The sequence below is a fragment of the Ensifer sp. 38_S197 genome (assembly GCF_056924495.1).
This window is the reverse complement of sequence record NZ_JBXOVZ010000003.1, coordinates 143,922-167,479: the sequence shown is the minus strand read 5'-3', so window position 1 is coordinate 167,479 and position 23,558 is coordinate 143,922. Positions and strand designations below refer to the sequence as shown.

The 23,558-nt window shown below is 60.4% G+C and carries 19 protein-coding genes and 2 pseudogenes; 10 read left to right on the top strand and 11 right to left on the bottom strand.

Features of this window, described 5'->3' with window-relative positions; genetic code table 11:
- The first annotated feature begins 200 nt into the window (after positions 1 to 200).
- Positions 201 to 1,988, top strand: coding sequence for a cation:proton antiporter domain-containing protein (locus tag AC1Z3V_RS33230; protein WP_483504321.1), 1,788 nt, complete (start codon positions 201 to 203; stop codon positions 1,986 to 1,988).
- Positions 1,989 to 2,146: 158 nt separating this feature from the next.
- A complete protein-coding gene (locus AC1Z3V_RS33225; protein WP_483504320.1) occupies positions 2,147 to 3,544 on the top strand; it encodes a cation:proton antiporter in 1,398 nt (465 codons plus the stop codon).
- 51 nt (positions 3,545 to 3,595) lie between these two features.
- Here the strand turns inward: AC1Z3V_RS33225 and AC1Z3V_RS33220 are convergent, their stop codons facing one another.
- Positions 3,596 to 4,051: an NUDIX hydrolase gene (locus AC1Z3V_RS33220; RefSeq protein WP_483504319.1), complete on the bottom strand. Its 456-nt coding sequence runs from the start codon at positions 4,049 to 4,051 to the stop codon at positions 3,596 to 3,598.
- A gap of 488 nt (positions 4,052 to 4,539) precedes the next feature.
- Between AC1Z3V_RS33220 and AC1Z3V_RS33215 the strand changes: the two are divergent.
- A pseudogene (locus tag AC1Z3V_RS33215) lies at positions 4,540 to 4,632 on the top strand (antirestriction protein); the annotation flags it as partial.
- 119 nt (positions 4,633 to 4,751) lie between these two features.
- Here AC1Z3V_RS33215 and AC1Z3V_RS33210 read toward each other — a convergent pair.
- The 3 genes from AC1Z3V_RS33210 to AC1Z3V_RS33200 are packed head-to-tail and all read right to left on the bottom strand — an operon-like array spanning position 4,752 to position 8,358.
- Positions 4,752 to 5,756 (bottom strand): tyrosine-type recombinase/integrase, encoded by a 1,005-nt coding sequence (locus AC1Z3V_RS33210; RefSeq protein WP_483496778.1) that lies wholly within the window; start codon positions 5,754 to 5,756, stop codon positions 4,752 to 4,754.
- Positions 5,753 to 7,129, bottom strand: a complete 1,377-nt coding sequence (locus AC1Z3V_RS33205; protein WP_483496779.1) for a tyrosine-type recombinase/integrase — start codon at positions 7,127 to 7,129, stop codon at positions 5,753 to 5,755. The genes AC1Z3V_RS33210 and AC1Z3V_RS33205 overlap by 4 nt, the downstream gene beginning before the upstream one ends.
- The gene (locus tag AC1Z3V_RS33200; RefSeq protein ID WP_483496781.1) at positions 7,126 to 8,358 is read right to left on the bottom strand and encodes a site-specific integrase; all 1,233 of its coding nucleotides are present in this window, start codon (positions 8,356 to 8,358) and stop codon (positions 7,126 to 7,128) included. The genes AC1Z3V_RS33205 and AC1Z3V_RS33200 overlap by 4 nt, the downstream gene beginning before the upstream one ends.
- Positions 8,359 to 8,675: 317 nt before the next feature.
- Between AC1Z3V_RS33200 and AC1Z3V_RS33195 the strand changes: the two genes are divergently transcribed.
- A complete protein-coding gene (locus tag AC1Z3V_RS33195) occupies positions 8,676 to 10,085 on the top strand; it encodes a cation:proton antiporter (protein WP_483496783.1) in 1,410 nt (469 codons plus the stop codon).
- A gap of 59 nt (positions 10,086 to 10,144) precedes the next feature.
- Here the strand turns inward: AC1Z3V_RS33195 and AC1Z3V_RS33190 are convergent, their stop codons facing one another.
- Positions 10,145 to 10,591 carry an NUDIX hydrolase gene (locus AC1Z3V_RS33190; protein ID WP_483496785.1) on the bottom strand — a complete coding sequence of 149 codons (447 nt, stop codon included), beginning with the start codon at positions 10,589 to 10,591 and terminating at the stop codon, positions 10,145 to 10,147.
- A gap of 145 nt (positions 10,592 to 10,736) precedes the next feature.
- On the opposite strand from AC1Z3V_RS33190, the pseudogene AC1Z3V_RS33185 reads away from it, so the two are divergent.
- From AC1Z3V_RS33185 to AC1Z3V_RS33165, 5 genes and pseudogenes are all read left to right on the top strand, one after another.
- Positions 10,737 to 10,844: pseudogene (locus tag AC1Z3V_RS33185) on the top strand (antirestriction protein); the annotation flags it as partial.
- A gap of 247 nt (positions 10,845 to 11,091) precedes the next feature.
- Entirely contained in the window at positions 11,092 to 12,309 is a 1,218-nt protein-coding gene (gene repA, locus AC1Z3V_RS33180) for a plasmid partitioning protein RepA (RefSeq protein WP_483504318.1), read from the top strand.
- Positions 12,306 to 13,298, top strand: a complete 993-nt coding sequence (gene repB / locus AC1Z3V_RS33175) for a plasmid partitioning protein RepB (protein ID WP_483504317.1) — start codon at positions 12,306 to 12,308, stop codon at positions 13,296 to 13,298. The genes repA and repB overlap by 4 nt, the downstream gene beginning before the upstream one ends.
- Before the next feature lie 193 nt (positions 13,299 to 13,491).
- Entirely contained in the window at positions 13,492 to 14,706 is a 1,215-nt protein-coding gene (gene repC / locus AC1Z3V_RS33170) for a plasmid replication protein RepC (protein WP_483504316.1), read from the top strand.
- 75 nt (positions 14,707 to 14,781) lie between these two features.
- Positions 14,782 to 15,123, top strand: a complete 342-nt coding sequence (locus AC1Z3V_RS33165) for a hypothetical protein (protein WP_483504315.1) — start codon at positions 14,782 to 14,784, stop codon at positions 15,121 to 15,123.
- A 6-nt stretch (positions 15,124 to 15,129) separates the two neighbouring features.
- Here AC1Z3V_RS33165 and AC1Z3V_RS33160 read toward each other — a convergent pair whose 3' ends face one another.
- From AC1Z3V_RS33160 to AC1Z3V_RS33145, 4 genes are read right to left on the bottom strand one after another with little or no spacing between them, the layout of a single operon-like run.
- Entirely contained in the window at positions 15,130 to 16,302 is a 1,173-nt protein-coding gene (locus AC1Z3V_RS33160) for a site-specific integrase (protein ID WP_483504314.1), read from the bottom strand.
- A gap of 10 nt (positions 16,303 to 16,312) precedes the next feature.
- Positions 16,313 to 17,404, bottom strand: coding sequence for a hypothetical protein (locus AC1Z3V_RS33155; RefSeq protein ID WP_483504313.1), 1,092 nt, complete (start codon positions 17,402 to 17,404; stop codon positions 16,313 to 16,315).
- Positions 17,401 to 17,817: a type II toxin-antitoxin system VapC family toxin gene (locus AC1Z3V_RS33150; RefSeq protein WP_483504312.1), complete on the bottom strand. Its 417-nt coding sequence runs from the start codon at positions 17,815 to 17,817 to the stop codon at positions 17,401 to 17,403. The genes AC1Z3V_RS33155 and AC1Z3V_RS33150 overlap by 4 nt, the downstream gene beginning before the upstream one ends.
- Complete coding sequence (locus AC1Z3V_RS33145) at positions 17,814 to 18,071, bottom strand: type II toxin-antitoxin system VapB family antitoxin (protein WP_077498148.1); 258 nt, start codon at positions 18,069 to 18,071, stop codon at positions 17,814 to 17,816. Before AC1Z3V_RS33145 ends, AC1Z3V_RS33150 begins: the two co-directional genes overlap by 4 nt.
- Before the next feature lie 184 nt (positions 18,072 to 18,255).
- On the opposite strand from AC1Z3V_RS33145, the gene AC1Z3V_RS33140 reads away from it, so the two are divergent.
- The gene (locus AC1Z3V_RS33140; RefSeq protein ID WP_483504311.1) at positions 18,256 to 19,395 is read left to right on the top strand and encodes an RHE_PE00001 family protein; all 1,140 of its coding nucleotides are present in this window, start codon (positions 18,256 to 18,258) and stop codon (positions 19,393 to 19,395) included.
- A gap of 144 nt (positions 19,396 to 19,539) precedes the next feature.
- Here the strand turns inward: AC1Z3V_RS33140 and AC1Z3V_RS33135 are convergent, their stop codons facing one another.
- The gene (locus tag AC1Z3V_RS33135) at positions 19,540 to 20,820 is read right to left on the bottom strand and encodes a PD-(D/E)XK nuclease domain-containing protein (protein WP_483504310.1); all 1,281 of its coding nucleotides are present in this window, start codon (positions 20,818 to 20,820) and stop codon (positions 19,540 to 19,542) included.
- Positions 20,808 to 23,237, bottom strand: a complete 2,430-nt coding sequence (locus tag AC1Z3V_RS33130) for an argonaute/piwi family protein (protein WP_483504309.1) — start codon at positions 23,235 to 23,237, stop codon at positions 20,808 to 20,810. The genes AC1Z3V_RS33135 and AC1Z3V_RS33130 overlap by 13 nt, the downstream gene beginning before the upstream one ends.
- Positions 23,238 to 23,558: the final 321 nt, after the last annotated feature.

Below are 23,558 nucleotides of genomic sequence, written 5' to 3'. Positions count from 1 at the left end.
CTCTACCGGAAAGCCGAACGCGATCAGCGGACATTCCTGTCGTGTGCCCCGGCGCATTGCGCGACCGCGTCTTTCAGCACCCTGCACATCGCCATGCGCACTTTTCCGGGCCTGTCCGAACGCGCTGTGATCAATCATTATTGGCAGAGTTCGTCCAAGCACAAAAGGATGCTGCTTACCCTCAAACAACTGCACGACCAATGCCTCAGACACCGCTGATCGCCACCATTGTTGCCGCAATTGGGCTCGCCTTCGTGCTCGGCACGCTGGCGAACAGGCTTCGCTTGTCGCCGCTGGTTGGCTATCTCGTTGCCGGGGTGCTGATTGGTCCTTTCACGCCGGGCTTTGTCGCAGACCAGGCGTTGGCACGCCTGCTCGCGGAACTCGGCGTGATTCTGCTGCTGTTCGGCATCGGCCTGCAGTTTTCGCTCGACGACCTCCTGCCGGTAAAAACGATTGCCTTTGTCGGCGCAGTCGGCCAGATGGCCGTCGTCACCGTGCTCGGGCTCGTGTTGGCTCAGATCATCGGCTGGTCTGTGGAAACGGGAGTCGTTTTCGGGCTCGCGCTATCCGTCGCGAGCACCGTAGTTGTCCTTCGAACCTTGCAAGACAAGCGCCTGCTCGCGACGGCACAAGGCCGCATCGCCGTCGGATGGCTCATCGTGCAGGATCTTGCGGTGATCCTGACTCTTATTCTGTTACCGGCGTTTGCTGCTGTCGTCGGAGGGGAGAGCAACGCAACAATCACGAACGACAATGACGCGTTCGCCTTTCTCCAGCCGCATACCATTGCAGGTGCCCTCACGCTCACTCTCGGCAAGTTCGCGGCCTTTTTCGCCGTCATGTTAATTGTCGGCCGACGCGTGGTTCCGTGGGTGCTTCACTATGCTGCCCATACCGGATCGCGCGAGCTTTTCCGGTTAGCGGTTCTGGCAAACGCGCTTGGCGTCGCCTTCGGCGCCGCCACCCTTTTCGATGTCTCCTTCGCACTTGGGGCGTTCTTTGCAGGAATGATACTGGCGGAATCGCAGTTGAGCCAAAGGGCTGCCCAGGAAACGATGCCACTCCGCGACGCATTCGCTGTCTTGTTCTTTGTCTCCGTCGGAATGTTGTTCGATCCCATGATCCTTTGGCGAGAGCCGCTGCTCGTTGGCGCGGTTCTGCTCATCATCATTATCGGCAACGCCGCGGCAGTAGCAGGCGTGGCGCTCGCCTTCCGCCATTCCGGTCAACTGGCCTTCACGCTGGGTGTCAGCCTCTCACAAATCGGCGAGTTTTCCTTCATTCTGGCGGGCCTTGGAGTCGACCTAGAACTTCTGCCCGAAGCCGGCCGTGACCTTATCCTTGCCGGTGCGATCCTCTCCATCCTTGCGAATCCGCTGCTGTTCGTCGTCCGCGAGCGGCTCGCGCCTCGGCTCGAGGCGACAGAGCCTGCCGGAACCGCACAACGAACGGATGCAGCCGACCACGCCGAACCGCCGGTCACCAAACTTACGGGGCACGCCGTGCTGGTTGGCCATGGACGGGTTGGAGGTCTGGTGGCCGAGACATTGGAACGAACCGGGGTGCCCTATCTCGTGATCGAGGAACGGCAGGTGACGGTCGATCAATTGCGCGCGCGGAAGATCGAGGTGATCGCCGGCAACGCCGCCCAGCCGGGGCTGCTTGAGGCGGCCAATGTTGCCGCAGCCCGATGGTTGATCAGCGCTATTCCGAATCCGTTCGAGAGTGGCAACCTCATCGAACAGGCACATGCCGCAAACCCCGCCTTGGAGATCATCGCCCGCGCCCACTCGGATGCGGAGGTGGAATACCTCAAGAAGTGTGGCGCCAGCCTGATCATCATGGTCGAACGGGAGATCGCCCGCGGCATTTCCGAGCACATTCTGAGCAGGATGCAGACCATAGCTGCGGCGAAGACCGAGGAGAGTGAAACGCTGTCGAGGGACGGGACCGAGCCAGGCCAGCACACAGAGACTGGCCGATAAAGTCGTCAATCGGCGGTACGCGCTTACGCCAAAAGGCTGTCTCTCTGTCGAGACCTACGACTTATTCATCCAATGCTGCCCCTCTCCGCCGTGCGATAGTCTATCGGTTCAGAACAGACGGCGTGATCCCTGTTGGGCGTCGGAAAGGGAGAGTCGCGATGAAGAATCCGGAACTCGGGCAAGTCCTCCTCGCTATCCTGCTGCTCATGTTGGGGGCCAACCTCCTGGGGCAGTTGTTCAGCCGCTTGCGTCAGCCCAAGGTTGTCGGCGAGATCCTTGCCGGCATTCTCCTCGGACCCACGCTCTTCGGGAAAATTGCGCCGGATTTTGCGGCGGACCTCTTCGGCGCCGACAAAACGGATCCGAAGGCACTGGTGCTGGCGTTCATGAACAACTTCGGGCTGCTCATGTTGATGTTCGTCTCCGGTTGCGCGGCCAAGCATCTGTTGGGCGCGGAGAACCGTAGGGCCACGGCTTGGATCCTGGGCATCGGGACACCGCTGCCGTTCTTTATCGCACTCTTCGTCGCGCCCCTCCTGCCCCTCGAATATTTCACGGGGGTCGCCGGGAGCAAAGAGGCAGTTGTGCTCGTCTTCGCCGCGGCAGCGGCGGTGACGTCGATCCCGGTCATCACCAAGATCTTCTACGATCTGGGCATTCTCCACACCCGCTTCGCGAGCCTCCTGTTGGGCTCTGCCGTCCTTGAGGACATCGTCTTGTGGGGTGTCCTCTCGGTGGCAACCGCCATCGCCGCTGCCAGCCTCGCTTCCACCGGCGGCGAGTTGACGGCCACCATCGGCGAACACGTGGCTGTCAACGCCGTTTACGTGATCATCGCCCTTACTGTCATGCCGACCGTGTTGCGTCAGCTTTCGCGGGCGAGTTGGAACGTGGTGGCCCAGCATTCCCCCATTGCTTGGATGCTCGCCGTGTTCCTCGGCTACGTCTCTCTGGCTGCGGCTCTCGATGTGACACTGGCCTTCGCTGCCTTGCTGGCCGGGTTCGGCGTCATGGGAGGCATGAGAGGCACCGAGCAGGCCCGCTTCCGCCTGCCGATGCAGTCCATCAGCGATATCGCCGGCTACTTCTTCGTGCCGCTGTATTTCGCCATCGTCGGCTATCGTCTCGATCTCTCCAAGACCTTGGACCTGCTGATGCTCGGCGGCTTCATGGTCGGCACATCCATCGTCGTGTTCCTTTCCGTCGGCCTCGGGGCCAAGCTGGCGGGCATGAACCGTCTCGACATCGTCAACCTCGCCGTCGCCCAAAACGCACGGGGCGGTCCCGGCATCGTGATGGCCACCGTGGCTTTCGATGCCGGCATCATCAACGCCCCGTTCTTCACGACCCTCGTCCTCACCGCGGTGTTTACCTCACAGGCCTGCGGGGCTTGGCTCGAATACGTCCTCCGCCGCGGATGGCCGCTTCTGTCCGGCGCCGACTTGCGCCGCCGGGGCATCGAACCGGAGCCGGAGGAATTGCCGCAGCAGTTGCCGCAACTCGTCGATGCTTACGCCAACGGCAACGGTTCTGTCCAACCCCACCGAGTTGGGTAGTGACGCCCGCCGGCCCGGCCACCAGGCAAGGTGGTCGGGAGGTCCAAGCTGTCATGAGCGGGAAGTGCCCGCGAAGCTCTGAATGAGGGATGCAAGTTGCGGTTCGTCCACGAGAAGCGCTGCATCCCCGACGGAGAGCCACGCTATTCTTCGCTGACCTTTCTCGGGCCAGTCTCTGCGTTGCTTCGTCACCAAGAGTGGATAGACAAGCACTCGAAGTCGTTCGAATTCGCTGTCACCACGTTTCCAGTAGTCATAGCTTCCGAGTGGCTTTCGCTGCACTTTACCAATGACGCCTGCCTCCTCGTAGGCTTCTAGCGCCGCAGCGTCGGGTTTCCTGTGGCCTTTCTTCTTCCAGCCCTTCGGAATGATAAAGCGCCCCGTATCCCGAGAGGTCAGAATCAGAATTTCGACTCTACCGGCTTCTGAAATACGAAAAGGAAGCGCTGCAACCTGCTGTCGAACAACAGGATCAATTATCGAATCGGTCCTCTTAATCTTTGCCATAACCGTTCAAAATTTAGTGCGAATACTCCCCCTAGGCAATTCCATTGCCGGCAACGGTCCGCCTTCACATTATGAGCTTTGATCTGCTGCTGGTTACTTGAGGTGCTGCGCTCGGGCGAGCCGTCTTCACCGCCAGAGCAAGGCGCAGGAGACCGCCGACAGGATGCCCGCGCAGTACCCGGCGCCCGCCAGCACGACCCCCGGGGCGCCGCATAGCGCGCGCATTCTCGCGCCGGAGGGCGCCGACGCATCCAGACCGCGACGTTCGCGATCCGGCAGGGCCTCACGGTCGACGCCCCTGGAGCTCGTGGCGTTGACGTTCGCAAGGACGTCGCCAAGCTGTCCTGCTGCGCCGGGCGAGCAGCGCCAGGGTGCCTTGCGCCGCACGAATTTGTCTCATGCGCCGAGACCAATCGGAAACATGCGGATTTTCAGGGCAAATGCTGCTGCAAGATCGCGCTGAGACAGCTTGACTGTTCAGATAAAATGCAGAGCTTTCCGCTTCATTCCTCTGCGCTGATCTTCGTGTCGCACACGACCCTCGGGGCAATACAGCGAGCTATCTGGAGAGCTGGCCGAAGTAATGGCGAGCTCGCCATTACTCGAGTAATCAACAGCAGCTCATAATGTGGAGGAGCTCCTTGTCTCAGCTGTTACGCGGCGATGGTTGGCGATCTCCTCCACATTATTTCCAGGATGGCTAAAGGCTATCGAGCCAGGCAAGCACGCTGTGGTCTTGTTTCCACGATGGAGGTTTGGCCGGACGTGATGGACCTCCGAGGCGTTCCAGCGCCAGACGCTTAGTTTCCAGATTTGCCTGAGCGTAGTGGTTTGTGGTGTCGAGGCTGACGTGGCCAAGCCAGCTTCGGATCACCGTGACGTCAACGCCGGCCGCCACCAAATGCACCGCTGTTGCATGACGGAAGCTGTGAGGCGTTACGTGCTTCGAGGCCAGGCTTGGCACATCTTTGGCTGCCGCCTCGACATATTCCGCCAGTTTGAAGCGGACGCCCGATGCGCCGAGCGGGCCACCGTACCGATTGACGAAGATCGGCTGGTCGGCGGGTCTTGGCTGCCGCTGAAGCAACGATCTCAGCAATGATATCGTCTCCGGCCAAAGAGGACTGACCCGTTCTTTCCGTCCCTTGCCATAAAGACGCACACAGGCTGGCGAGTCGAACCGGATCGCCTGCGGGCAGACATCGAGCGCTTCCTGGATGCGCGCGCCGGTGTTGTAGAGGAAGGAGAAGAGTGCGTGGTCGCGTTGGCCCTCGATCGTCGAGCGATCGGGCTGCGCCAGAATGGCCTTCACCTCCTCCGGTTCCAGATAGCATGGCGCACGGATCGGCGCTTTCTTCATCGGAACGTGCAGGATTTCGGTGCACTGCGCGATCGCAGTCGGCTCGCGGCCGGCAACAAAGCCGAAGAAGCTGCGCAATGCCGACAGGCGGACGTTGCGCGTGCCGATCGTGTCTCCGCGTTCCTGTTCGGTATGGTGTAAAAAGGCGCTGACCTCGGAAGCCGTCAGGTCGCCCAATGTAAGCTGAGCGACCGGTCGGCGCCGACGTTGAGCCACGAACCTGAGGAACAGGCGCCATGTGTCGCGGTAGGACCGAACAGTGTGCACAGAGGCGTTCCGCTGCTGGACCATCCATTCATAGAAGAAGGCATGCAGGAGCCTCGGGAACGGGTCGGCCGGCTTCATGGCTCCACCCCTTCCGATGCATGCAGGCAGTGCGCTCCGAACGTCCGGAAGCGTTCGTTTGCTTGCTGCAGGAGCTCCCGGGTGACGGTGATGTAGACCAGCGTCGAGTGGATATCGCGGTGCCCCAGATATGTCGCAAGCAACGGTAGCTTGTCCTGCGGATTGATGCCGGCGCGGTACCATTCGAGAATCCGGTTCACCACGAACGAATGCCGCAGGTCGTGGATGCGAGGGCCGGTCTTGCCCGTCGGCGGCTTGATTCCGGCCCGCCGCAGGATGTCGACAAGGTGGCCCGCGATGGCGTGAGACGTGTAGCGCGCGTCGCCCTGATCGTGCCAGAACAGGCCGGAATCGGGGCTTTGCGGCGCCTTCGCCTTGCATCTGGCTTGCAGATATTCCCGCAGCGCCGATAATGCGCTGTCGGCCAATGGCAGTATTCTGGATTTGAAGAACTTCGTCTCCCGGATGGTGATCGTGCCGGCCAGCAGATCGATATCCGCAAGATTCAGGCGCGCAAGTTCACCCAACCGCAATCCAGCGCAATAAGCCAGGACCAGCATGGTATAGAGGCTAATCGGGCGCAGCGGTGCGCGCGGGGATGGATAGGTCCGCGCAATATCGAGGAGACGACGAACCTCTTCCGGGCTGTAGATGTAAGGCCGACGCCATTGCCGCGCGACCTGCTGTGCCGGCCGCGGATCCGGGCGCCTCGGTTTGGTGTCGGGATCGAGATGATGCTGTGCTTTGCTCAGGGCTTGAGCGAGCCGTTCGCACTCGGCGGCATGGTTGACGGTCGGCCGCGCCGCCGCCCAATGCTGCAGCATCACCGATACCGGCTCCTGCGCCAGTTCCGGATGTGCCTGCAAGAAGCGATCGAAGCGCCAGAACCAACGGGCCTGTGTCTGGTAGCGATAGCCTCTTGCCTGCATCAGCGCGATGTGGTTGCGCATTAGGTCTCCGAGGACACTGCCGAACGGCGGGAACTGCCGTAGCGATTCAAGCGCCTTATCGGGATCGGAAGCGAGCAGGGCCTGCAGGATCGCCTTGTCGCTTCTTGCGTTATACTCGGCGCGCAGATCAGCTACTGGATTGCTGACGATCAATCTTTCCCGCTGCAGGAAGTCGAGGAAGCGAGTGACGATCCGGGCGCGATGGAGCAACGTTGACCGAGCCCAGATATGCGCCCGCTCGTTCAACCACATTTCCAGAGCTTCCCGCGTGATCTGCGACGGTCGGCATTGCCGCCGAACAGCGACCTCCTGGAAGCTGTGCAGGGTTTGGCGATAATAAATTGGGCTAATCGGACCGCGCAGCCGGAGCCGGCTGAGATAGCGAGCAATGGTCTTGCCGTCCGTGTCGGGCCAGGTGCTCATTGGCGCACCTCCTGTCCCGGTATCTCCAGGGCAATCGCCCGTAGGTCCTCCGTCGCCAGTTTCAGGTAGGGGATCGTCGACTCGGCTGAACGATGACCCAGCACGTCCCCGATCACCTTACGCGGGACGGCTGCCCGCAGCAGGCTCACCGCACGTGCATGGCGGAAGATATGCGGGCCGCGTTTGCCGGTCAGCAGGATACCTGCCGCTTCCATTCGCCGGCGGACCTCACTGTAAATGCGAACCATGGGAACATATGGCGCCCGTGTGCGGACGAAGATTTCCCGCACATCGGTTTCCGGGCGGCCGTGCCGAAGGTAGTCGATCAACGCCTCCCCAACTGGATCCAGCAACGGCAGCTGAGAACGCGCCCCCGACTTGGAGAGGCGGATGTTCAAGATGTCGGCACGCCAGTCGATGTCGTCCAACCGCAAACGACCTATTTCGCCCGAGCGCAACCCGTAAGTTGCCAGGAGTTGGAGGATGGCATAGTCCCGCAAGCCGATCGGTGATCTGTCTTTCCGGGCGGATTCCAGCACAGATGCGATCTGATCCGAACTCAGGGCGGACGGGATGCCCTCATAGGCATAGAGCAGCGGGGCGATCACGTGCGGGGTGAGATCGGTTGTGAGGTGACCCGTCCTGTGCAGATGCTTCAGCAGCGATCGAAGTCGCTCGGCGACATCTTTCAAAGACCTGCGCGTCAGCCCGGGCGCCCGCATGTCCATGTAGGCATCGACGTCGCGGACGTTCAGCTTCATGAAGCTGGCCATGCCGGAGTGCCCGACGTACCAGGCACAAAAATGCCGAGCCTCCCACATTAAAGCGTAAATCGAGGCGGCCGCCAGCCCACGTCCCTCCCGCAACCATGTCTGGTATTGGTCGCACACCTCTCGACAAAGAATGCCGCCGGCTTCGGCGGCCACAGGTTCGGGCGGCCAGCGTTTCAGCACGAACTTCAGAAACCCGTGTATCCCAGATCGGGGGATGGATATCCAATCGCGAGCAGGAGCGCGGCCATGACGCTTACGAAACTGCCGGACCGCAAGGCGCAGATAATCCGACACGATCGTCGGCGTCACCGATTCGAGAGCAATCTTCCGTTCGGCCAGATAGGAAAGGAAGTAATCGGCGTTCCGGCAATAATTGTGAACCACTACTGGATTGTATCGTTGTAGCGTCAAGGTCTCTCTAAATCGCTCGACCAAGGCGCGGTGTTCATGTGACATGGCATTTCCCTCAACTGTATTTGACAAACAGCCGAGGGTCTCATGCCAAAGATAATGCGCAGCAAATCGCTCTCGCGGTTTGGCCTTTGCGGAGCCCGGGCATGAACCTCCCGTGCGCGCCGCCTTCGTCGTCGACGATCCGGGCTAGCCCCTCCGCATTAGCCAGAGATAGATGGATTCTCCTAAAGACTGTCTTTCCATTGAGAACTACGCCTTTTTCCTCCAATGCGGTCCTGCTTAGGCCTGGAGTATCGTGCTCGTTCACACATCGGGCATCATGTGGCCCCTCGGGGGCGTTGGGCATTAGGAGAGCGGCAATGACGAATCCACAGCTGGGCCAAGTCCTCCTCGCCATTCTGCTGCTCATGTTGGGAGCGAATCTCTTCGGGCAGCTGTGCAGTCGCTTGCGTCAGCCGAAGGTTGTTGGCGAGATCCTCGCCGGCATCCTTCTCGGCCCTACACTCCTCGGGACAATCGCGCCCGACTTCGTCGCCGACCTCTTCGGCGCCGACAAGGCGGACCCGAAGGCGGTCGTGCTGGGATTCATGTACCACCTTGGGTTGCTCATGCTGATGTTCGTCTCAGGCTGCGCGGCCAAGCACCTGTTGGGCGCAGAGAACCGCAAGGCCACGGCCTGGGTCCTTGGCATCGGCACGCCGCTGCCGTTTTTCATCGCGCTCTTCCTGGCGCCGCTGCTGCCGCTTGAGTACTTTACGGGGACCGCAGGTAGCGAAGACGCGGTCGTGCTCGTCTTCGCCGCTGCCGCGGCGGTGACATCGATCCCCGTCATCACCAAGATCTTCTACGACCTCGGTATCCTCCACACCCGCTTCGCCAGCCTCCAACTGGGAGCCGCCGTCCTCGAGGATATTGCGTTGTGGGGGGTCCTCTCCGTGGCCACCGCCATCGCCGCCGCCACGCTCAGCTCCACCGGCGACGTGCTAACCACCACCGTCGGCGAACATGTGGCTGTCAACGCCGTTTACGTTATCGTCGCCCTCACCGTCATGCCGACGGTGCTCCGCAAGCTCTCACGAGCAAACTGGAACATCGTGGCCAAGCACTCCCCCGTCGCCTGGATGCTCGCCGTGTTTCTCGCCTACGTCTCCCTGGCGGCGGCTCTGGATGTGACTCTGGCCTTCGCCGCCTTGCTGGCCGGATTCGGCGTCATGGGCGGCATGAGAGGTACCGAGCAGGCCCGGTTCCGACTCCCGATGCAGTCCATCAGTGATGTGGCCGGATATTTTCTTGTGCCGCTGTACTTCGCCATTGTTGGCTATCGTCTCGATCTCTCCAAGACGCTAGACCCGCTGATGCTCGGCGGCTTCATGGTCGGCACATCCATCGTGGTATTCCTTTCCGTAGGCCTCGGCGCCAAGCTGGCCGGCATGAGCCGCCTCGACATCGTCAATCTCGCCGTCACCCAGAACGCCCGCGGCGGCCCCGGCATCGTCATGGCCTCGGTGGCCTTCGACGCCGGCATCATCAACGCCCCGTTCTTCACGACCCTGGTCCTTACCGCGGTGTTTACGTCACAGGCGTGCGGGGCTTGGCTCGAATATGTTCTCCGCCGGGGATGGCCGCTTCTGTCCGGCGACGACCTGCGCCGCCGCGGGATCGAACCGGAGCCCGAGGAGCCGCCGCAGCCGATACCGCCACTCGCTGGTGCCGGCCCTCAGCCCAACGGCTACGGCCATGGCGCCGCCGAACCGCACCGCGTCAGGTAAGGAGCATCACCCGCATAAGTGACGCCGTCGACACGTCGGAGCCGAACGCGAAGTCGCCATCAGCGAGAATTGCCCGTGAAGCTCCGAATGAGGGACGCAAGTTCTGGCTCATCTACGAGGAGCGCTGCATCGTCACGGGAGAGCCAAGCAAGTCTCCTCTGACCTTTCTCGGGCCAATCTGTGCGTTGCTTCGTCACCAGCAGCGGATATACAAGCACTTCGAGTCGTTCGAACACGGTCGCGCCGCGTTTCCAATAGGTATAGGTACCGACCGGCCTTCGTTGCACTTCCCCAATGACGCCCGCCTCCTCATAGGCTTCTATCGCGGCGGCGTCAGGTTTCTTGTGACCTTTCTTCTCCCAGCCCTTCGGTATGATAAAGCGCCCCGTATCACGCGAGGTAAGAACCAGAATTTCGACGGCACCCGATTCTGAAATACGGAAAGGAAGCGCCGCAACCTGCCGTCGGAGAACGAGATCAAATTCGGTCGTCTTTGTTTTCGCCATTGCCGCTCAGATTTAACGCTAATGCTGCCTTTCGACAAATTCCATCAAGCGGAACGGTGGAATTAAGCCAGCAAAAACAGCTTGGACGATCTGGTCCATATGGCCGTCTTCGGCCATCCTTCACATTATGAGCTGCTGCTGATTACTCAAGGTACTGAAGAACGACAAGCGTGCGATCGTGTCGGCCGCCGCCAAGGCTCAGGCAGCAGCCGACTATCTGCACGGGCTCCAGACTCAGGAGAGGGCCGCCTAGCGGTCTTCATCCTACTAGTGAGTCGCGACGATCAAACGATTCTCAGGGCGAAGCGAAAGTTGGGTCACTTTGAGGTCAAGCCTCTCGCCCCCAATTGTCAGCTGACAATTCTTCTAAGTCTCGAAAATTACTATCTTATTTTGACCAGCCACAACCGTTAATTTCAGTTAACCAAAAACTCCTTGACGCGAGCGCGTGATTCAAGATCATTTGCGGGAAATTCAATGAATTACTGGAATTTGCGTGAATGGCGACAAAAGCTGCGATTATTGATAACCGACAGAAACGCGACCGTGTTTCGATTGACGAAACCATCGCGCACGACTCGGCCTCCCTCAGTGGCCAGTTGCAAATCTTATTCGAGAAGCTCTTTTCGCCAAACGCCAAGAAAACACTGAGGCGGTTCAGTAGCACGGAGGCGGCAAAGCTTCTCGGCGTCACTGACAGCTACGTCCGGCACATTGCCTCGCAAGAAGAAGCCGTCACATCCGAGAAGTCTGCGGCAGGCAGAAGGACGTTCTCGCTAGAAGAAGTAAACACCATCCGGCAGCTTCTCGGACGGACGAAACCGTCATATTTACCCGGCCGCCGCGAGGGCGACCACCTGCAGGTGGTCGCAGTGACCAATTTCAAGGGCGGCTCGGGAAAGACGACGACGGCCACTCATCTCGCCCAATACCTTGCATTGCGCGGATATCGCGTCTTGGCGGTCGACCTCGATCCTCAGGCCTCCATGTCCGCCATGCTCGGTTTTCAGCCTGAGTTCGATGTGCACGATAACGAGACGCTCTACGGCGCCATCCGATACGACACTGAACGGCGCCCGGTAGGAGAAGTGGTTCGGCAAACCTACTTTCCTGGATTGGATCTGATTCCGGGTAACCTGGAGCTTCACGAATTTGAGCATGACACACCGAGAGCGCTCGCGTCGCGAGACTCTACCGACACGGACATGTTCTTCATGCGTGTCGGCAACGCGCTCATGGAACTAGAGGATCGGTATGATGTGGTTGTTATCGACTGCCCGCCGACACTCGGCTTCTTGACACTATCGGCTCTCTGTGCGGCGACATCGGTGCTGATTACGGTTCATCCGCAAATGCTCGATGTTGCATCGATGAACCAGTTCCTCTCCATGACTTCAGATCTGCTCAGCGTCGTCAAGGAGGCCGGCGGCAATCTCGACTATGATTGGATGCGATACTTGGTGACCAGGTACGAACCCAACGATGGGCCTCAAGCGCAGATCGTTGCGTTCCTCCGGAGCCTGTTCGCCGAGCGTGTGCTCACCTCGATGATGGTAAAGTCGACTGCCGTCTCCGACGCTGGCCTTTCCAAGCAGACGATTTACGAAGCAGGCCGCGAAACGATGCACCGGCAAACCTACGACAGGGCCGTCGAAGCGATGGATAGCGTAAACTCCGAGGTGGAGGCCCTTATTCAAACTTCATGGGGTAGGGCATGAAAGGCAGAGACATCCTCAAGAGCTTGGTGAACTCGGCCGAGCACGCTAAGTCGGAAACTCCGCAGGCGCCGGTTTCACATAAGCCCGCCGGGGCAGTACGCGCAATGAACCTGTCGCTCGGCCGTCTCAATGAAGAGGCGGCCGCCGCGAAGGAGTTGCGCGAAGCAATCGCGGCTGGCGACAAGGTCATTGAGCTCGATCCTGCTCTTGTAGAGGTCTCGTTCATTCGGGATCGGATACCCCTAGACTCGGATCCCCACTTTGACGAATTGAAGGCCTCGATCGCAGCCAGCGGTCAACAGGTGCCTATCCTCGTCAGGGCTCACCCAACTAACTCTGGCCATTATCAAGCAGCTTATGGCCATAGACGTCTACGTGCAGCCGCCGACCTCGGCAGGCCCGTCAAGGCGATTGTTCGCAATTTGACCGATGAGCAAGTCATTCTCGCTCAGGGACAGGAAAACGGTCCACGAGTTGACCTCAGCTTCATTGAGCGGGCGCTTTTCGCCCGACGTTTAGGTGAACATGGGTTCGACCGGGATACAATTGCCAAAGCCTTGTCAGTCGACAAACCGGAGCTATCGCGTTTGCTGCAAGTCGGCGATGGTGTCTCATCCGAAATCATCTTGGCAATAGGTCCGGCGCCGAAGGTCGGGCGGCCGCGCTGGCTAGCCTTTGCGGACAGGCTGAAGGACAACGCCGTCATCAAGAGAATCGAGAAGGAAATGCAGGCGACCGACTTTTTGGCTGCCGAGACCAACAAGCGGTTCGATCGTTTATGGAAGGCCTCGACAGTAGCCGAAAAGAAATCGAAGGACCCTGAAGTGGTTCGAACAAAAAAGGGCCTGCCCCTAGCATCGATCGAACGCACCACCCGCGGTTCGAAGATCACGGTGACATCAGCGGAATTTGCAGAGTTCCTGTCGTCTCGGATCGACGAATTCGTGGCGATGTTCGAGCAAGAAAAGGCTGAGAATTCAGCCAATTAATAAGATTGTCAGCTGACAACGAATAATAGGAGCGTAGATCCGCAAAAGAAAAAGGCCCCCAAACGTCGCCGTCGTGGAAGCCTTCCTCGTATTTCTAGCAAGATCGAGAATCGCATTTCCACGAATCCCCGTCAAGAGTCTTGGCGCCGTTTTGGCGAGCAGATTTCTTTTGCCTTCTGAGAGGTGAAGAAAAATGCAGGTTGGAAATGTGACGACGCCCTTTGGGCGGCGGCCGATGACGCTTGCCTTGGTCAAAAGGCAGTTCACTACGGCCGAAATCAAGTCAGGCAAGACAGCCGACAAGTGGAAAGTGTTTCGCGACGCCTCGGAGGCGAGGGCACTTCTTGGCATCCAGGACCGGGGCCTGGCCGTCCTCGATGCATTACTAACGTTCTATCCGGACCCAGAACTGTCGCAGGATCGGGCGATGATCGTATTCCCCTCGAACGCGCAGCTTTCAGTGCGCGCGCACGGCATCGCCGGCGCCACGCTGCGCCGGCAGCTGGCCTCGCTTGTTGATGCCGGTCTGATCATACGCAAGGACAGTGCCAACGGAAAACGATACGCGCGCAAGGACCGCACTGGCGAGATCGAGGAGGCATACGGCTTCGACCTGTCGCCCTTGCTCGCACGAGCCGAGGAACTCGCGCAATTGGCCCAGCAGGTGGCCGCAGATCGCGCGCAATACAGGCGCACTAAAGAGAAGCTCACTGTCTGCCGGCGCGACGTGCGCAAGCTCATCTCCGCGGCCATGGAGGAGGGTGCTTCCGGCGATTGGGGGGCGATCGAGGCGATGTATATCGAGCTCGTTGGCCGGATTCCCCGCACGCCGACGATTGGTGACCTCATCACGATCCTCGACGAAATGGAGATGTTGCAGACTGAAATCCTCAATCTGCTGGAAATGCAGATGAATTCTGAAAATATGAGCTCCAATGATGCTCCGGATGAGCGTCACATACAGAATTCAAATACCGAATCCATCCATGAACTTGAACCTAGCTCCGAAAAGGAGCAGGCGGCGAAACCTGAGAAAAAACCGGCGCCCAAGCACGAACCGATAAAGGCGTTCCCGTTGGGTATGGTGCTGCAGGCCTGCCCAGAGATCATGATGTACGGGCCAGGCGGGGCTATTTCGAGCTGGCGCGATCTGATGGCGGCCGCCGTCGTTGTTCGATCCATGCTCGGCGTGAGCCCGAGTGCCTATCAGGATGCCTGCGAAGTGATGGGGCCTGAGAACGCGGCGGCGACGATCGCCTGCATCCTCGAAAGGGCAGGGCACATCAATTCCGCCGGCGGCTATCTTCGGGATCTGACGGCGAAGGCGCGGCGAGGGGAGTTTTCGCTCGGGCCAATGCTGATGGCGCAGATGCGGGCGAACTCTGGTGCGGGTAGGAAAGCCGGATAGTACCATCGCGAAGCGACTGCTAAGCTATGCCGATCTTACAGATCAGGGCCCGAGGAAATTCCGGGAGGAGGGATCGTGGAAATTAGCGCCAGTGACCGCGAACTTATCGCGGTGATGCGACAATATTTCACAACGAAAGCTGAGCTGGAGAGTTTGAAAGAACATTTGGAGGCGGCACGACAGGCAGCCGGCGAGGCGATCGGGGTGTTCTACGATCCTCGCCAGAACGTCGAGCATGCCGCTGACTTGCAACGTTCGCATCGTTTGAAGGCAGAGATGGCGTCGTTGATGCAGCGCGCTGAAGCCTGGTGGAAGGCAGCGTCGGCTGCCGACCAACGCGACAGATCGGAGGCGGAAGCAGAGCCGGAAGAATGGCAGTCGTTCGAGAAGCGAGCCGATGCATTGTTCGGCGCCTAGTCACGCTTAGACGATCAGCCGGGCCGCGCGTCCATTCTTTCGTTCCGCGTTGTTGTAATAGCTCGCCGCCTGGGCCACCGATTTGTGCAGCGACTGCTGCATCGCCTCGGACAGCGGAATGTCACGATTGGCGGCTTCGGTCAGATAGCCGGACCTCAAACCATGCGCCGAAAACAGTGCCGAATCGAGCCCGGCCTGCTGGCAGCGGCGCTTCAGAATCAGGTTGATCGATTGCGGTGTCAGCGCCCGTCGATCGACATTGCCCCACTGATCGATGCGTCGGAACACCGGGCCATCCTGGATATTGGCTTCACCGAGCCAGCGTTTCAACACGGTTACCGGCCGACCGATCAGCAGCACATGTTCGTCATCGTCAACGGTTGTCGTCTTGGTCCGGCCGAGGCGGATTGACAGGCAGGGGAGGGGAGGGGAGTTCTTGTCGTTGGGATCGGCATGCACCGGTTCCTCGTCGGTGAGGTCCTCGAGGCGCAGTGCTGCCAGTTCGGACCGTCGGCGCCCGCCGGAGGCGAAAGCGATCAACAGCAGGGCGCGATCGCGCAAGTTCACCAGGCTTTCGCCGGCGCAGGCCAGCAGCAATTGCGCCAGAACGTCGGCTGTGACCGCCTTTTTGCTCTTGCGCTGTCGTGGTCGGGCGCTGGCGCGAACGGCGAGACGCAGCGCGGATTTCAGCGACGGCGCGGCAAAAGCGGCGGTCAGGCCGCGCCAGCGGGTGAGGATCGACCAGCTGGTCAGCCGCCGCCGCACCGTTCCCGGCGCATGTGGGCCTTGCACCTTCAGCAGGCGCTCGGCGCGCAATCCGGCCTCGACATCCGCCGGCATGCCGTGGGCGGGATCCTCGGCGCGCTTGGCAGGGTCCCAGAGGTGATGGGCGACGAATTTCAACAGCAGCGATTCCGGCGCCGGCCAGGGGAGAGGGGCACCGGTCGCCAGCTGGCACCAGGCCTCGAGATAGCCAAGGTCGGAGGCGAGCGCCCGAAGCGTGTTCTCGCCCATGCCTTCGCTTGCCAGATGCTTGAGCGTCGCGACGTCGTCGTCGGTCAAAAGCGCGGCGAGCTGATCGCGCCGATCCAACGGCAGGATGGCGTCGAGCGCGTCAAGTTCTTCGGCGCGGTGGGCGTTAGCGGCCGCGGACCCAGGCATGGAACGACGAACATTCATGACGACCGCCTCAAAACAGATACGGTTGGTCCGCCCAGGCGAGCAGGACAGCGGCGTCGCGATCGGGCAGGCGCACCCGCTCGCTCCGCAGCCCCGTTGCGATCGCATGGCCGACATCAGGATCGACCCAATGGCCATGCGTCATCAGAAAAAACCAGGCGAAGGGCAGGCTGACGTCGGCGTCGATCGCTTCGATCCGCTCCATCAATCGATGGACCGAGACGCCTTCGTCGAGCCGCAACCGTTCGGTCGGATATTGCAGTGGCCGGGGGATGAAACCGATCTCGCGCAGGCCACGCTGGTCGAAGTCGTGGATGTCGAAGGCCCAGTAGCGAAAAATGTGGGTCGCGGCTGCGCTCGAGCGATCCCAGTCGGCAAGAAATCGGTTTTCGCGCGGCACGAAATCGAACCAGCCCGGATTGGCGTCAAGAAAGGCGATGTCCCGGTTGCCCTCGGGGCTGCCCTCGCGGATGACGCGCCTTTCGAGCTCGGGTCGACGCGCTTCCCGCTGCTCGCGCTCGAGGCGCGCCCGCCGCGCCAGGAGGCTGCGCATGTGGACGATGCCGCCGCCGGCGCGGCCGCGCAGCCGATAGACCGGTCCTGAGAGCGCCGGTGCATCCGTGCCAGGCTCTCGCCGCACCCAGGAGGGCTCAAACAGGGCATCGGCGCTATAGGGACGGAAATCGGGATCGACGACCGGCCCGGCCAGATATTCGACCTCGCGGCCGAGCGAGATCTGGATGAAGTCGGCCGGACCGGGCCCGGTGGGCGCGACGGCAAAGACGCTTGTGCCGCGCCATTCGGTGAACCGGAACGCGCTCGTGCGATGCCGCGCCCAGAACGCGGTGAGGTCACCGCCGAGGTCGGCGAGCTCGCGTTCGACCCAATCGCGATGATCACCAAGCCGCGAGCCATCGGGGCCGAGAACGGTGCGGGTGTCGCGCCAGTAGGCGTCGTCGAGCGTCGCCGCCGTGAAGGCAAAGCCGGGAAAGGCATGCGACAGGGCAGGGACGAGTTCCGCGTCCGCCGCTTGAGGGTCGAGCGCAGCCAGCACGGCTTCAACGGCAGTAGCGGCGGGCAGGCGGATCGGTTCACTGGTCATTTCAGGCGCTCCGGGACGGCCGAGGCCGGATGGCTCTTCAGGTCCGTCTGGCCAAAATCATTGCCTTTGAACAACAGCGGCGCCTTGGCGATCCTCGCAACAGCATAGGAAAAACAGTCGCCCATGTTGAGCATGGCCGGATGGCGGCCTTTGCCAAAGCGGTCGAACGCGCGTTCCGCTTCGCGGTAATGCGCTTCATCGAAAGCGATCGCCGTGACGTTCGGCAGTTGGACGAGCTGATCGACAATTTCCGAAGCGTTGGGGAACCCCTTGCCGGCCAGTACCATTCGCGCCTCAAGCAGGGTCGGCCAACCGATCGCAACGGCCTGCTGCCCTACCACCGCCGTGAACCGTTCGGCCTCCGGTTCTGCCAGCGCCATTGCCAGGATGACCGACGTATCGACCGCGATCATCGCGGCAAACCGTGTTCGTCATAGAAATCGTCATGCGCTGACGTCGTGCCGGCCGGGACCGCACGCCGGCCTTCGGCCATCAAATCAGACAGGACATCGATCGGCGCCCGGGCAGACTGCTGGCGCAGTTCCAGATCGTAGTGCTCGAGCGCCTGCTCGACGAGCCGGTTGATCGGCTGACCCGTGCGGCGCGCCAGCGCGTGCGCCAGATCCCTGGCCTTGGTGCTGCGGACGGACAGTTGCGGTTCGGACATTGGTTTTCCTCGATCGAAATCCCATCGAACATAGCGATTCCGGCCCTAGATGGCAAGAAAATCACCACGAGATGGCTCACTATCGATACTTGATACCTATCGATAGTGATGCGCGCTTTCCGGCGATCATACCAAGTGAGGAACTCTAATTTTGAGATAGAGTTCGCCTAAGAAATCATTTACCATGATTTCAATGCCTTACGATCTCGCCCGATTGCCCATCCAGAGCCTGCTGCGGCCAATCTCCGACGCTGGCGTCGCGCTCGCCCGTCTCGATGAGCGCATCGCCCGCTCAGCGGTCGGCGAAGGCTTTCTCGAACGCGCCCACTTTGCCGACGCCTGTGCCTCGCTGTGGATTGATGGCGAACTTGTCCACCTCGAGGACCTGGTGCTGCACGACGCCGGCCATGACATCCGTACCCCGACGCACGAACTCACCATCGCGCGCGACGTACTGCGCAGCCGCCGGCGCATCGCCGGGCAGCCGCCGGGCTGGGCTCTCGATCCCGACGGTTTGCGCACCCTCCGGCAGTCGTGGCCTGCGGCGTCACTTCAAGCCGACAGTGCCGAAAGAAATGTTGGCGCCACGGCGGATCCTGCTGCTGTGGAAGGAGGGGAGGGGAAGGACATATCCGATCAAAATTCCAGTTCGTTCGATGTCGACCTTGCTGAGATCGATGCGGTGTTGGCGCGATCTGAGGCTGCTATCAAACAGGCCAAAATGCCAGGCCCGGCTCGGGCCGAAAGGGATCCACTGGTCTACGATCTCGATTGGGACGAGGACGAGCGCCTCGAGGAATGGCGCGGCGTGCTCGCAATGATCGCTGAGCTGCCGCCGGTGCTGCAAGCCATCGTCGCTCTGGATGCCTGGAACGAACTCGCCGTTCTGCAACACGCGCCCTGGCTCGGGCGGCTGCTGGCGGCGTCGGTTCTACGCCAGGCCGGGATCACCACCGCGGCGCATCTCACCGCCTTCAATCTCGGCCTGAAATCCATCCCCATCCATCGCCGCCGGCATCGCGATCGCGAGACAAGGCTGCTGGCGATCGCCCACGGTCTGATCGCGGCCGCCGAGCTCGGGCTGAAGGAGCATGACCGGCTGGCGCTGGCGCGGCAGATGATGGAGCGGAAATTGGCCGGCCGGCGAACCTCGTCAAAGCTGCCTCAGCTGATTGAGCTCGTCATGGCAAAGCCGCTGGTCTCGGCTGGGATGGTCACGAAGACGCTCGAGGTTACGCCGCAGGCGGCGCGGCGGATTGTTGGCGAGCTCGGCTTGCGCGAGATGACGGGGAGGCGCAGGTTTCGGGCATGGGCAATCCTCTGAAGCAGTGCACCAAGTGCGGTGGAATGCGCTTCAATGCTTCGCGGTCTTGCATGGACTGTCGAAACGCCCGGGCAAAGATTCGCCAGCGGCGGATAAAGGCGAATGGCGGCAAGCATACAGCTACCGAGTGGAGAAATTGCGTGCCTACGGTCTCGGCTTCCCCTTGCCTTTGGCTGTCACGGATTTGATCCATGGCTGCCGCGCATTACGGCTCGGTATTTTTCCAGGTCGCTGGACAATAATGACATTGACGATGCGCCGATCGCGCTTCGTAAGCGCAGATCGCAACGTGTCATATTGCTCTGGATGCGGGCGATCGCTGTCGTCGTAGACGTATACGACCATGCGGTCGTAGCGCTCGGGTTCGGAAAAATACAGTCCGAGATCGCCGGCAACTTCCTCCTCGATCTTGGGAAAGTCTCTGTGCGTCCGCGCGATTTTCACCTCGACGATTGTCTTGAGGTTTGCGAGGCCAAAATCAAACCTTGGCTGCTTCTGCCCAAAACCTGGAAGATACTGTTCGTCGTATAATTGATCGCCAAACCGCGGCTCAAGGATTGCCCACAGGAATGACTGCACATGGGACTCGTCGTCAATCAGCCATCGAGCCGGACCGATGTCCTGGCGGTTGGGTTTCTCATCCCACACCCATCGGCGGAGCGCCGATTGTGTAGCTTTGAGGGCCTCTACGAGCGTGTTGTAATCCGGAACAAGGTCTGTCGCCATCTTCTGTACAAGGAGACGGAAAGCGACAAGCCAGACAGCACTTCTTTCAAGTTCTCCATCAGGCGGCAGTTCCGACGAAAGCAGGGCGGCTAAAATTTCCCGCCTTTCGTTCGGGCCAATGAGAGAGGTCCGGCTGTAAGCTTGCGGCCAGGAGTTTCGCAATGCCAGGTCTAGTGCGCGCGCGTTGGCGTCCGTTGCTGGATCGGCCCGAAGTCGCCCGGCACCGTCCAGAAGGTCGCCTGCGAGCTGGCGAGCTCGCTGTGTCCAAGTAGGAGCATGGCCGGCCTCGGCGATGATAGCGAGCAACCAACGCTTCCGCTCGTCAAGGGCGCCATTGACGCCCTCGCACTTCGACAGGCCGTTGGCGATGCCCAGAAGCGCTATGTCATCATCGCCCAGCTGATCGCGCCCATTTTTCGGGCGACCTCGGATGCGGTCGACGGCCTGTAGAAAAAGGAGCGGATCAAAACTTCCCGGACTCGACGCTTGAAAGCCTGTCCGCGCGACGGCCGGGATTCCACCGTAGGCGAGGTCGCCACGGAGCATTTCGGGAACCGGAATGAGTCCTGCAAAACCGGCAAGGACGGCAAGAGCAAAACCGATCGATGTATCGGAGGCGAGGCCCCACGAATCCGCCACCGCCGCGGTCAGCGCGGATAGTCTATCCTCGAGAATCGTCGCCGCCGTTACAGGAACCACATCCTATTCCTCAAAGACCCTGCGGTCAGAACGCTGCTGTTCCAGCTTGGCAGTGACCGAAGATTGCCTAGTGCGCCGGCGATGAGCCGAGAATAGCTTATCGACACAGGCTCGATCGCTGGGAAATAGCTTCGCCAGGACATATAGGAGAAGCTGTAAACTTGCCTTGCGAGATAGGTCATGTCGCGGAAATCGGACTCGTGATGGAGCGTGAGTTTCAGCGGACGCGGCAAGCCCTGCTCATCGGTCTTGACCTCTTTCGTGCCGATCATCTGAAGGAGTACATTGCGATCGTCGAGCTGCAGGCAGAGCCCGCGAGGCGGAACTCCGATGCCCTTCAGAAGCTGTTTGCCATCTGAATAATACGTCGTTCCCTGTTGCGCTGGGTCGAATACGGCGAACTCGTGATACCGCGAAACATCGAGGAATGCGAACTCGACTTCATGGTCGCCTTTAAGCAGATCCTGTACGAGGGTGCGGATCGCATCCATCTCTACATGTTTGAGCGGCTTGTAGACGTGGAAGACGAGCCTCACCCTGTCTCTCGGCTGCCAGTTGTTCTCCTTGCGAACCGCATCGATCGTCGTCTTCAGGCTGGCAAGGAGAGCAGTCGCGTAGTTCTCGAACTCGACTTCGCGCGTCTGTCCCCATACCAAATAGCGTCCATCGCCTTGGAAAACCGTGGTTATACCGACGAAGCGGGATTTTGGACCAAAACGGCCCTCGCTGATTTCGGTGTATCCCAGGCCGACAACGAGCTCGTGGGTGGCCGGCATCCTTGTCGAAATGACAAAGGGGGTTCCCCCCAGCTTCGCATAGGATGCAAGTGCCAGATTGTTTGCCATGTAGGCGAGATTGGAGACCTGCATATCGGCGGTTTCGGCCTGGATGCTCTGCACGGGAACGCCGACCGTCATGAATGCCGCCTTAGCGGCGAAGTATGGATTTCGGTCGTTCCGGAGCGTCCTGAAATTTGCCCGCACCTGGACCAGCGCAAGATCAGGTGTTTCGGGAAGGCGCGACAGAAGCCGGTCGATTGCATTACGATACGCTTCCGGGGTGTCGTCGGTGACTTCTTCGAATTCGAACTGGACCCGAGACAGGCGAAGCTTTCCGATAAGCCCGCCCTGGAAAGGGTTGTCGACTGGTTTGTTGCGGCGACGCATTGCGTCACGCCATGCATCTTCACCTATGCCGTCGCGTAGAGCCTGCGCCAGCTGATCGATGCGTCCGCGGTATCGGGACTCGCAGATGATCGCGATTAGGGGCTCGTTGCGCTCGTGCTGCATATACTTGTACGGACCATGCCGCTTGATCCCTGGATCGGGATAAGCCCCGGAGTCCCGGCCTTGCGCGCCGAACAAAAAGCCAGGCCGCTGAGTTTCGACACTCTGCGGAAAGAGCTTGTCGCCCTGCTCCAACAATCGGTCGACTGTCAGTTTCATTCCGGCGATCTCGACCGCTTCCAGTCGGCCCGCGACGCCGCCTAAAACCTTGCGAATCTCGGCAAGTTTCCCGTTGGCGCTTCCATAGGGAAGCCTCCGTTTCCGGAGCCCGGAAAGAATGCGGTCGGCCCCGTTGCGATAATAGTGACGGACAAGCGCCTCGATGTTTTCCTGGCGTGGTTCGAGGGTTACGTCATGCGCTTCAACGAATTCATCGCCGGAAAAATCCGCCAGTTGAAGCTTGAAGCCGTCGATACCTACGACCCGCCCCAGTGTTTCCAGGCGGGACAAAACATTGTCGTCCGCTGGCTCGTCCCGATGGCATACGTAAAAGCCGATGGGGTCGAAACCGCCCGACAACAAGTCCTTCACCGAGATGTTCATTTCGTTTGACGTGCTAACATCGAGAACCAGCGCCAGAAACGACATGTTCAAATGGCCGGGAGCATCGAGCGTGCGCACATCAAAGCTGTTGCGAACAAGGACGTCGAGCCCCGGGGTCGGCTCCATCTGGTTGTCGAGAATAGCTGCAGAAAGAAGCGCTGCCTTGCGGTTTCCCCAGCATTGCAGTGGCCGGCTGCGGCGCAATATCGTTCTTCGAGGAGCCAACCATGTAAAGAGCGCGTGACTGACGGCCTTGCCAAGCAAGCCGAGGTGCTCGTCTGTGTCGAGGACGGCGCGTTCGCCGATGAAGGTGGCGTCACTCGTCATTGGAATATCGTAGATCGCCTCGTCACGCCGATCGAACCGTAGAGCGTGCGTGGCCTGATGGGCCTCACGCATCTGTAGGTATTGGTCCTCATCCCGATAGGGCGTTCGTCCAGCCTCGAAGCGTTTTGCGGAAAAGCCGATTGGCGCGAGATTCAGGCCAAGCCCTCCACCGTAAGTGAATGGCTTGATGAGGGGCCGGCTCTGTTGTTCGTGGAGATCTCCGCTGGCAGAAGAATCGCCGACCAGTGCGCGCGTGTTCACCGTTAGACGCTAGCAAACGTTCCCCCTTTGTCCAGAGCGCTATTTGATCTTCTCGCCTATACGCTGTGGATATACGGCAACTTTCGCAAGAATGAACAGTTAGCTCGGATAGGGATGAATGTCCGTCACCCGCAGTCGACCGCCCTATGCGGAGAAGGGCCGGTCGGGCGACTGCGAATGAATGCGCTGATAGCCAATTTCCGCTTGCCAGCGATTGTCTGGAGCGGTTGGGGACTTCCGCTTGCGCAAGCTGCCCCTCGATCGGTTGAGCCTAACCAAACATTCCGGCTCGAATCCGGCTCTCACGGTTTTGGAGCATGC

Excerpts from the sequence above, each read along its gene's own strand:
- AC1Z3V_RS33230 (WP_483504321.1), top strand. The coding sequence starts at position 201 with ATGCCTCAGACACCGCTGATCGCCACCATTGTTGCCGCAATTGGGCTC.
- AC1Z3V_RS33225 (WP_483504320.1), top strand. The coding sequence starts at position 2,147 with ATGAAGAATCCGGAACTCGGGCAAGTCCTCCTCGCTATCCTGCTGCTC.
- AC1Z3V_RS33220 (WP_483504319.1), bottom strand. The coding sequence starts at position 4,051 with ATGGCAAAGATTAAGAGGACCGATTCGATAATTGATCCTGTTGTTCGA.
- AC1Z3V_RS33210 (WP_483496778.1), bottom strand. The coding sequence starts at position 5,756 with ATGAAGCCGGCCGACCCGTTCCCGAGGCTCCTGCATGCCTTCTTCTAT.
- AC1Z3V_RS33205 (WP_483496779.1), bottom strand. The coding sequence starts at position 7,129 with ATGAGCACCTGGCCCGACACGGACGGCAAGACCATTGCTCGCTATCTC.
- AC1Z3V_RS33200 (WP_483496781.1), bottom strand. The coding sequence starts at position 8,358 with ATGTCACATGAACACCGCGCCTTGGTCGAGCGATTTAGAGAGACCTTG.
- AC1Z3V_RS33195 (WP_483496783.1), top strand. The coding sequence starts at position 8,676 with ATGACGAATCCACAGCTGGGCCAAGTCCTCCTCGCCATTCTGCTGCTC.
- AC1Z3V_RS33190 (WP_483496785.1), bottom strand. The coding sequence starts at position 10,591 with ATGGCGAAAACAAAGACGACCGAATTTGATCTCGTTCTCCGACGGCAG.
- repA (WP_483504318.1), top strand. The coding sequence starts at position 11,092 with ATGGCGACAAAAGCTGCGATTATTGATAACCGACAGAAACGCGACCGT.
- repB (WP_483504317.1), top strand. The coding sequence starts at position 12,306 with ATGAAAGGCAGAGACATCCTCAAGAGCTTGGTGAACTCGGCCGAGCAC.
- repC (WP_483504316.1), top strand. The coding sequence starts at position 13,492 with ATGCAGGTTGGAAATGTGACGACGCCCTTTGGGCGGCGGCCGATGACG.
- AC1Z3V_RS33160 (WP_483504314.1), bottom strand. The coding sequence starts at position 16,302 with ATGAATGTTCGTCGTTCCATGCCTGGGTCCGCGGCCGCTAACGCCCAC.
- AC1Z3V_RS33155 (WP_483504313.1), bottom strand. The coding sequence starts at position 17,404 with ATGACCAGTGAACCGATCCGCCTGCCCGCCGCTACTGCCGTTGAAGCC.
- AC1Z3V_RS33150 (WP_483504312.1), bottom strand. The coding sequence starts at position 17,817 with ATGATCGCGGTCGATACGTCGGTCATCCTGGCAATGGCGCTGGCAGAA.
- AC1Z3V_RS33145 (WP_077498148.1), bottom strand. The coding sequence starts at position 18,071 with ATGTCCGAACCGCAACTGTCCGTCCGCAGCACCAAGGCCAGGGATCTG.
- AC1Z3V_RS33140 (WP_483504311.1), top strand. The coding sequence starts at position 18,256 with ATGATTTCAATGCCTTACGATCTCGCCCGATTGCCCATCCAGAGCCTG.